Source organism: Pseudomonas sp. SYWMCR5 (genome assembly GCF_057197165.1).
In genome coordinates, this window is the sequence record NZ_JBXUNH010000002.1 from 565,457 (window position 1) to 572,462 (window position 7,006).

The window sequence follows — 7,006 nt, forward strand, 5'->3', positions numbered from 1 at the left end:
GGAAAAAGGCGGCCATGATACCCCAGCCCAGCGGCGCAGGCGCACAAGCACCTCACTTTCGGGCATGGGGTTATGACCATTTCATCAAGCGGTAGCTGAATCGTTGTACTAGGATAGCAAGCAGTCGCGCCCAAATCATGGCCAAAAGCCATATCGCGACTTTCGGATTACCGCTACTCATGGACGATACGATGAATTCTCACCTGCTCTTTCCACAGATCGGCAAAGTCATAGCCAGCACCGGCAGCCGCCAATTCCCGCGCCTGCTGCATGACCTGATCCAGACTCACCTGAGCATCGATGCTACGCATATCCGCCAGGTACGCCTGGCCTCACCCGGTTTGCACGACAGCACCACCCTGCTCAGTGAAACCGTGTTCAGCACCGGCGAACCCGCCTGCGACGAGCTTCTGGACCCGGCCCGTCTGCATCTGGTGCGCCGCACTGCCGATTATCACTACGAATTGCACGTCCTGCGCGCTGATCGCGCCAGCTTCTCGCCGCGCGAGCGCGACTGCCTGCAGGATATCTCGCCGCTGCTGCTGCCCATGTTGCAAAAGCACCTGGATGCCTTGCAGCCCAGCATCAGCGAACGACAGAGCGATAGCCTGCAGGCGCGTTTCCGCGAGCGCCTGGGCCAGACTGGCCTTGCACTGTCAGAACGGGAAATGCAGGTCTGCCTGGGCCTGCTGGCCGGTCACACTGCACCGCAGCAGGCCGAACGCCTGCAGTTGAAGGTCAATACGGTGGAAAGCTACCTGCGTCGCGCGGCGATCAAGCTGGGGATCAGCGGGCGGCATTCGTTGATGCGCTGGATGTATGGCGCCCATCCATCGATACCCCTCTAAGCCATCCGCAGCCGGGGTATTCAATCCCCGCCGCCGATGTGGCGCAGTACCCCACCTATCATTTTTGCCAGTTGGAGTGCCACATCGACTGCGTTAGTTTCTAGCCACCCTCACACGGTGGAGCTCATCAGCATGTCTGTGCAGTCTTCCGGCACGCCTGACCACGCCTACGGCACGCAAGGAGTGGCCAATGTTCCGCCCGAGCCTCCCTACAACCCGGACATGGCCTCTCTCCAGGTCGGGCCATCAACCCTCGACGCCAAGGGGAGGCTGGTGGTATTCGGCCGTAACCCCGCAGACTCCAGCCCAGGATTGCTCACCCGGCTCAACGCCGATGGCCACTGGGACGAAAGCACCGGCCATGTGGTCGTAGACGCTGCGAATCTGCCCGATGAGGCACTGGACTTCAAAGGGCTTGTCGGCGCCACGATCAATGGCCAGCAGACCTATTTCGCCGTTGGCGTGCCCACCTATTTCGATGCCGAATTCGAACGCTATCTGAACTTCGTCGGTATCAGCCGTTTTGATGAAAGCTTCCAACCGGTAACGTCTTTTGGCGATAACGGTCATGCTTTACCAGACCCGGGCGAAGGTTGGCAGAAGGGTGACGTAGGTGACCCCAAAAAGCATCGGATCAAGCGCTCGACGAAAGCGCTTCTGTCGTCCGAGGAGCGCCCACCGGTATTAGCGAACGGCTTGTTGCGAGCCATCTTCCCCTACACCCTCGGCGACGGGAACGACGAGCACACTGGAAGCTGGTTGGCGGTCTTCAACCCCGTGACTGGCGAGCTGGCACCTGAGCTCGGCGAGGCGCGTGATCTCGGCATGTTGCCACTGACCGACAAGGCTGGTTTTTCGTTGCGGGTCTTGCGTGCGCACTTCTTCGCCGACGGTAGTTTCCTGGTGCTAGCAGAGAACGCCACCAAGCGAGTCATCGTGAGGCGTTACGACCGACACGCCATCGCCGATGAACGCTTCAATGATGACCAGGGTCAGCGGGAACTGTTCGCCTTTGAAGGAAGCATGCGCCTCGGCATGTTCGCAAGGAACGGTCGGATCGCTGTGTCCCGGGGCGTGGAATTCCAGCTCCAACAACCCACGACAGTGTTCGTACTGACCGAGTCCGGTACGAACGACACGACCTTCAATAGCGGCCACCCCCTGATGCTCGGCAGCGACGGCCATGGCCTGGCCCTGGGCGAGCTTCACATCGATGATCAGGGTCGCATTTTGCTCGGTGGCGCCCTGCTCACCGCCATCAACGTCGGCCGTTTGCATGTGTATCGCCTGACACGGTCGGGAGAGTTCGACAGCGCCTTCGGCAACGAGGGCCTCTTTGACGGTGGCCCTGACTACAGGACGGCGAACAAGGTGTTGGCCAGTGGGCACGGCATACACATCCTGACGCTGTTCCCTACCAGCGGCCCGTACTTCTTGGAAAGGGTGCTCAAGCTGCACGACTGACCGGCTTCTGCAGCACCCTGCGTACCGCAGACTCTTGCCAGTACCGTGAATAGTTCCTACCACTTACCAGCCAACGAGAGTAAGCCTCATGAAAACGACAGATAATACCGGCGATAAAGCAGGGCAACTGGACCCGAATTTCGGAGTTGGGGGCATCGTGGAGTTGCGTCCACTCGATGAGGACCGCGGTTTTGAAATCATCGACTCTGCGGGCCTGCAAGATGGCGGGAGCGTGCATGTTATCCAGACTCACGAGAAGAAAGAGAACTACCTGGCCAGCTTCGATCAAGACGGCAAACGGACCCATCTGGAACACGTCATCCTGCCCGATGAAAACCAACAGAATACCAACTATTTCTTCCGACTCAAATACAACCAACTCGACCGGATAGCCTGTTACGTGCCGGATATACGCTGGCCATCCGAGGAACACGATCCCATCGTCCATACTTCAGCCGTTGGTTGTTTCGAGACAAATCTGAAACCGCAGGAAGGATTCGGCGAAAATGGTATTGCGACAATCAAACCAGCAGACCTGGCCAAGAACAGCCCCGATCGCCGCGCGCCGCGCAAGTCTGAAGCGCCCGCCGCCGGACATACCGAAACACCAGAAAAACACGTCTACGATGTGAGCAGTGGAGAAGCCCAACTCATCAATGGCGCGCTGTGGTCAGTATCCAGTAGCTACCACGAGTCTGAGGATCCACCGTTCAAAAGTTGGATTTCCAAATTTGCTCAAGACACAGGGAAGCTGCTGTCGGTTCTCCCGCTGCAGCCCCTGGAAGGCAAGCCATGGGAGCCGGTCGATGTCCATTTCTTCGAGGGCGGTGGATTTATCATGCTGGCCTACAGAGAACAACAGGCTTACCTGACGAAGTTCACCGACTCGGGAATGCTCGACAAGACATTCAACGATTCCGGCTACGTTGAAATGCCGGGTCTTGCTTATAAAAATAGCTGCATGCACGTACATCAAGAGCGAATCCTGATCGCTTCTATGGACCCATTAACACACACAAAAAAGAATGACCACCAATCTGAGCCGCTGCTGAAGTTGGACGCTTACCTCTTGTCAGGAGAACGTGACAGTACATTCACGAGTAGGAACGATGCGGTAAAAAACGCGGTGTATATTTCCTCACCACATATCGCCGTCGATGCGAAGAACCGCATCCTCGTCGGCTTGACCGGTGACATGCAGCTCGGTACATCCCCTGACCCCCTCGTGGCGATGATCTATCGATTTAGTTGGGCGGGCAACGCGGACCTGACGTTTAACGGTGACGGCAGGTTCGTACTTTCGGGTGTGGTGGCATTCAAGCACATGTTTTTGAACGGCAATGAAATCCGTGGGGTAGGCAACGTGTTTTCGAGCAAGGAACCAATAATGTTCAAAGTCCTCGATTAACGCCCCATTGAACGTGTCGCTGACCAAAGCCGTGCGTCAGCGACACGTCAGTTCAATCCCGCGCCAAGGCTTCGATCGGGTCCAGCCGTGCGGCGTTTCGTGCGGGCACAAACCCGAACACGATGCCGATCAACGTCGAACAGGCGAACGCGGTGGCAATCGAGGCCGGCGAGAACACCATCTCCCACTGTTTGACGAACAGTGTGAACAGGTAGCCAATCCCATAAGACAACGCGATCCCCACCAGCCCGCCGAACAGGCAGACCATCACCGCCTCCACCAGGAACTGCTGGCGAATGTCCGACTGCCGGGCACCGACGGCCATACGGATGCCGATCTCACGGGTACGTTCGGTGACCGACACCAGCATGATGTTCATCACCCCGATCCCCCCCACCACCAATGAAATCACCGCGATCAACGACAGCAGCAGGGTCAGCGAACGGCTGGTTTTCTGCACCGTCTGCATGATGCTGTCGAGGTTGTTGGTGAAAAAGTCCTTGGTGCCGTGGCGCTGCAGCATCAAGCTGTTGACCTCCTCTTCTACCCGCTTGCTGGGCATGCCGTCCTTGATTCGCACGCTGATGCTATCCAGGTGACGCTGCCCCAGCAGGCGCCCGGCTGCGGTCTCGTAAGGCACCCAGACGTTCAGCGCGTTGCTGGCGGCGAACAGGTTCTTGTTCTCGGTGGTCACGCCGATCACCGTGCACGGCAGATTGCCGATCAGGATCACCTGCCCGAGCGGATCGACCCCCTCGCCGAACAGCCGCAAGCGCGTGTTGTGGTCGATCACCACCACTTGCGCTTGGCGCCGGGCATCGCTTTCGCTGAAGGCGATGCCGGCAGACAGGTTGATGTTGCGCACCTGGAAGTAGCGTTCGCTGACGCCATTGAGCTGTACGTCGAGGTCCAGGTTGCGGTAGCGCACCAGCATGCTGCGGCCGATCACCGGCGTTGCACTGTCGACGTAATACAGTTGGTTGAGCGCAGTGACGTCGGCCAGCACCAGGGTCTCGATGGCCTTGGCCCGACTGTCACCGAAGTTGCTGCCTGAATAGATGTCGATGGTGTTGCTGCCGATCGCCTGAATATCCTTGAGCACGTAGCCTTTGGCGCCCTCGCCGATCGCCGAGATCGACACCACCGAGGTGATGCCGATGACGATCCCGAGCATGGTCAGCAACGTGCGCATGCGGTGCGAGATCAATGCGATCCAGGCCATGTTGAATGCTTCACGGAACAAGCCCAGGCTGGCCACCAGGCGCCGTGGCGAACGGGCCTTGCGTTGCGGCTCGGGGATGGCCGCATCGGGCGTGGCCTGCGGCGAGTTGCGCTGATCGCTGACGATCTGCCCGTCGCTGACCTCGATGATGCGCTCGGCATGGGCTGCGACCTTGGGGTCGTGGGTCACCAGGATCACGGTGTGCCCGGCTGCGTGCAGCTCCAGCAGGATGGCCATCACTTCCTTGCCGCTGGCCGTGTCGAGGGCGCCGGTAGGCTCGTCCGCGAGGATCACCTCGCCGCCGTTCATCAAGGCCCGGCAGATACTCACCCGCTGCTGCTGACCGCCCGACAGTTGGCTGGGGCGATGCGTCAGGTGCCCGGCCAGGCCCAGGCGCTTGAGCAGTTCCTGGGCCCGCTCGTGACGCTGCGCCTGGGGCGTACCGGCATACACCGCCGGGATCTCGACATTGCGCAGGGCGTCCAGATGCGGCAGCAGGTGATAACGCTGGAAGATGAAGCCGAAATGGTCACGGCGCAGCGCTGCCAGCGCCTCATCGTCCATGTCGCGGGTTTCCTGGCCACCCACCTGATAGGAACCGGCGCTGGCATGATCCAGGCAGCCGAGGATATTCATCAGCGTCGACTTGCCCGAGCCCGAGGCGCCGATGATCGCCACCAGCTCGCCCGCGTTGATTTCCAGATCGATATGGCGCAGGGCAAGAAACTCGCGATCTCCCGCCATGAAACTGCGGCTCACGCCCTCCAGGCGCAGCAGCGGCTGACCGGTTTCGACGGCGGTGGTGCGCCGCGAGGCCAGCTCGACGTTCATGTTCATGCTCATGCCCCCGCCGCGTCGCCGATGGGCTCGCCGATCACTACCCGGTCGCCCTCGTCCAGCCCCTGCCTGATCTCGACCCTGACATTGTTGTTGATCCCGGCCTGCACCTGGCGCACCTGGGCAAAGCCCTTGGCGTCGACCACCCGCACCGGGAAGCTGCCGTCACCACTGCGCGGCCCAAGCGCCGCCACCGGCACACTGAGCACCGCCTCGGCGGTGGCCAGCACGATGCGCACCTGGGCGGTCATGGAGATGCGCAGGCGGTGGTCAGGGTTGGGCACTTCGAACAAGGCGTTGTAGAACACCGCGGTGTTCTGCTTCGGCGCGCCAGCGCCACTCTTGTCGGTGCTCTCCAGGTAGTTCTGCGGCGCCGGTTCCGTGCCGCGCAAGGTCGCGTAGTAGCGCTTGTCTTCGCCGAGGATGGTGAAGTACACCTGCTGGCCGGGGCTGATATGGATCACGTCGGCTTCGGAGACCTGAGCCTTGACCGTCATGGTGTCCAGGTCGGCCAGTTTGAGGATCACCGGCGCCAGTTGCTGAGCGATCACGGTTTGCCCTTCCTGGGTGACGATGCCCACCACATCGCCGTCGATGGGCGCGCTGATGCGGGTGTAGTCGAGGTTGACCTTGGCCGTGTCGATCTGCACCTGGGCACTTTTGATCTGCGCGTCCAGCGAGTGCAGGGTGGCCTGCTGCACCTGGTATTCGGACTCGGCGTTCTCGAAGTCCTGGCGCGAGATCGACTCGTCGTCCTGCAACGCGCTGTAACGCTCGTAGACCCGACGGGTCTGGTTGACCCGGGCCAGGGTCGAGCGCCGCTCGGCCTGCAGCTTTTCTTCATCGACCTGGGCCTGGCGCAGCGTGTTGCGCAGCACCAGCGGATCGATCTCGGCGAGCCACTGGCCCTTGGTCACCTTGTCGCCCAGCTTGACCTTCAGCGAGCGCAACTGCCCGGAAACCTGCGCCCCGACATCCACCTGGCGGATGCCCTCGAGCACACCAGTGGCCAGCACCGCGTTCTCGATGTCACCACGCTCGACCGTGACAGTGATGTAGCGCGGCGGCGTGGCCGGGGCCTGTACCGCGTACAGCGTGATCCCGGCCACCAGCGCCAGGGCGCAGCCCAGGCTTATCTTGCGAAATCTGCTCTTGTCCATAAATGCTCGTTCATCCGTTCCAAAGGCCTGCGTGCCGCACCGCCCCTTGTGGGGGCGGGCTGGCCTC

At 60.7% G+C, this 7,006-nt stretch carries 5 protein-coding genes; 3 read left to right on the top strand and 2 right to left on the bottom strand.

Features of this window, described 5'->3' with window-relative positions:
- Positions 1-191 precede the first annotated feature (191 nt).
- The 3 genes from AC2CGW_RS08490 (at position 192) to AC2CGW_RS08500 (ending at position 3,720) form a co-directional block, all read left to right on the top strand.
- Complete coding sequence (locus tag AC2CGW_RS08490) at positions 192-848, top strand: helix-turn-helix transcriptional regulator (protein ID WP_484573860.1); 657 nt, start codon at positions 192-194, stop codon at positions 846-848.
- A gap of 132 nt (positions 849-980) precedes the next feature.
- Positions 981-2,312, top strand: coding sequence for a hypothetical protein (locus tag AC2CGW_RS08495; protein ID WP_484573861.1), 1,332 nt, complete (start codon positions 981-983; stop codon positions 2,310-2,312).
- A gap of 88 nt (positions 2,313-2,400) precedes the next feature.
- Positions 2,401-3,720, top strand: a complete 1,320-nt coding sequence (locus AC2CGW_RS08500) for a hypothetical protein (RefSeq protein ID WP_484573862.1) — start codon at positions 2,401-2,403, stop codon at positions 3,718-3,720.
- Between the two features lie 52 nt (positions 3,721-3,772).
- Here AC2CGW_RS08500 and AC2CGW_RS08505 read toward each other — a convergent pair whose 3' ends face one another.
- Both AC2CGW_RS08505 and macA read right to left on the bottom strand, forming a co-directional pair.
- On the bottom strand, positions 3,773-5,779 hold the full coding sequence (locus tag AC2CGW_RS08505) for a MacB family efflux pump subunit (RefSeq protein ID WP_484573863.1): 2,007 nt from the start codon (positions 5,777-5,779) through the stop codon (positions 3,773-3,775).
- A 2-nt stretch (positions 5,780-5,781) separates the two neighbouring features.
- On the bottom strand, positions 5,782-6,939 hold the full coding sequence (macA, locus tag AC2CGW_RS08510; protein ID WP_484573864.1) for a macrolide transporter subunit MacA: 1,158 nt from the start codon (positions 6,937-6,939) through the stop codon (positions 5,782-5,784).
- Between the last annotated feature and the right edge of the window lie 67 nt (positions 6,940-7,006).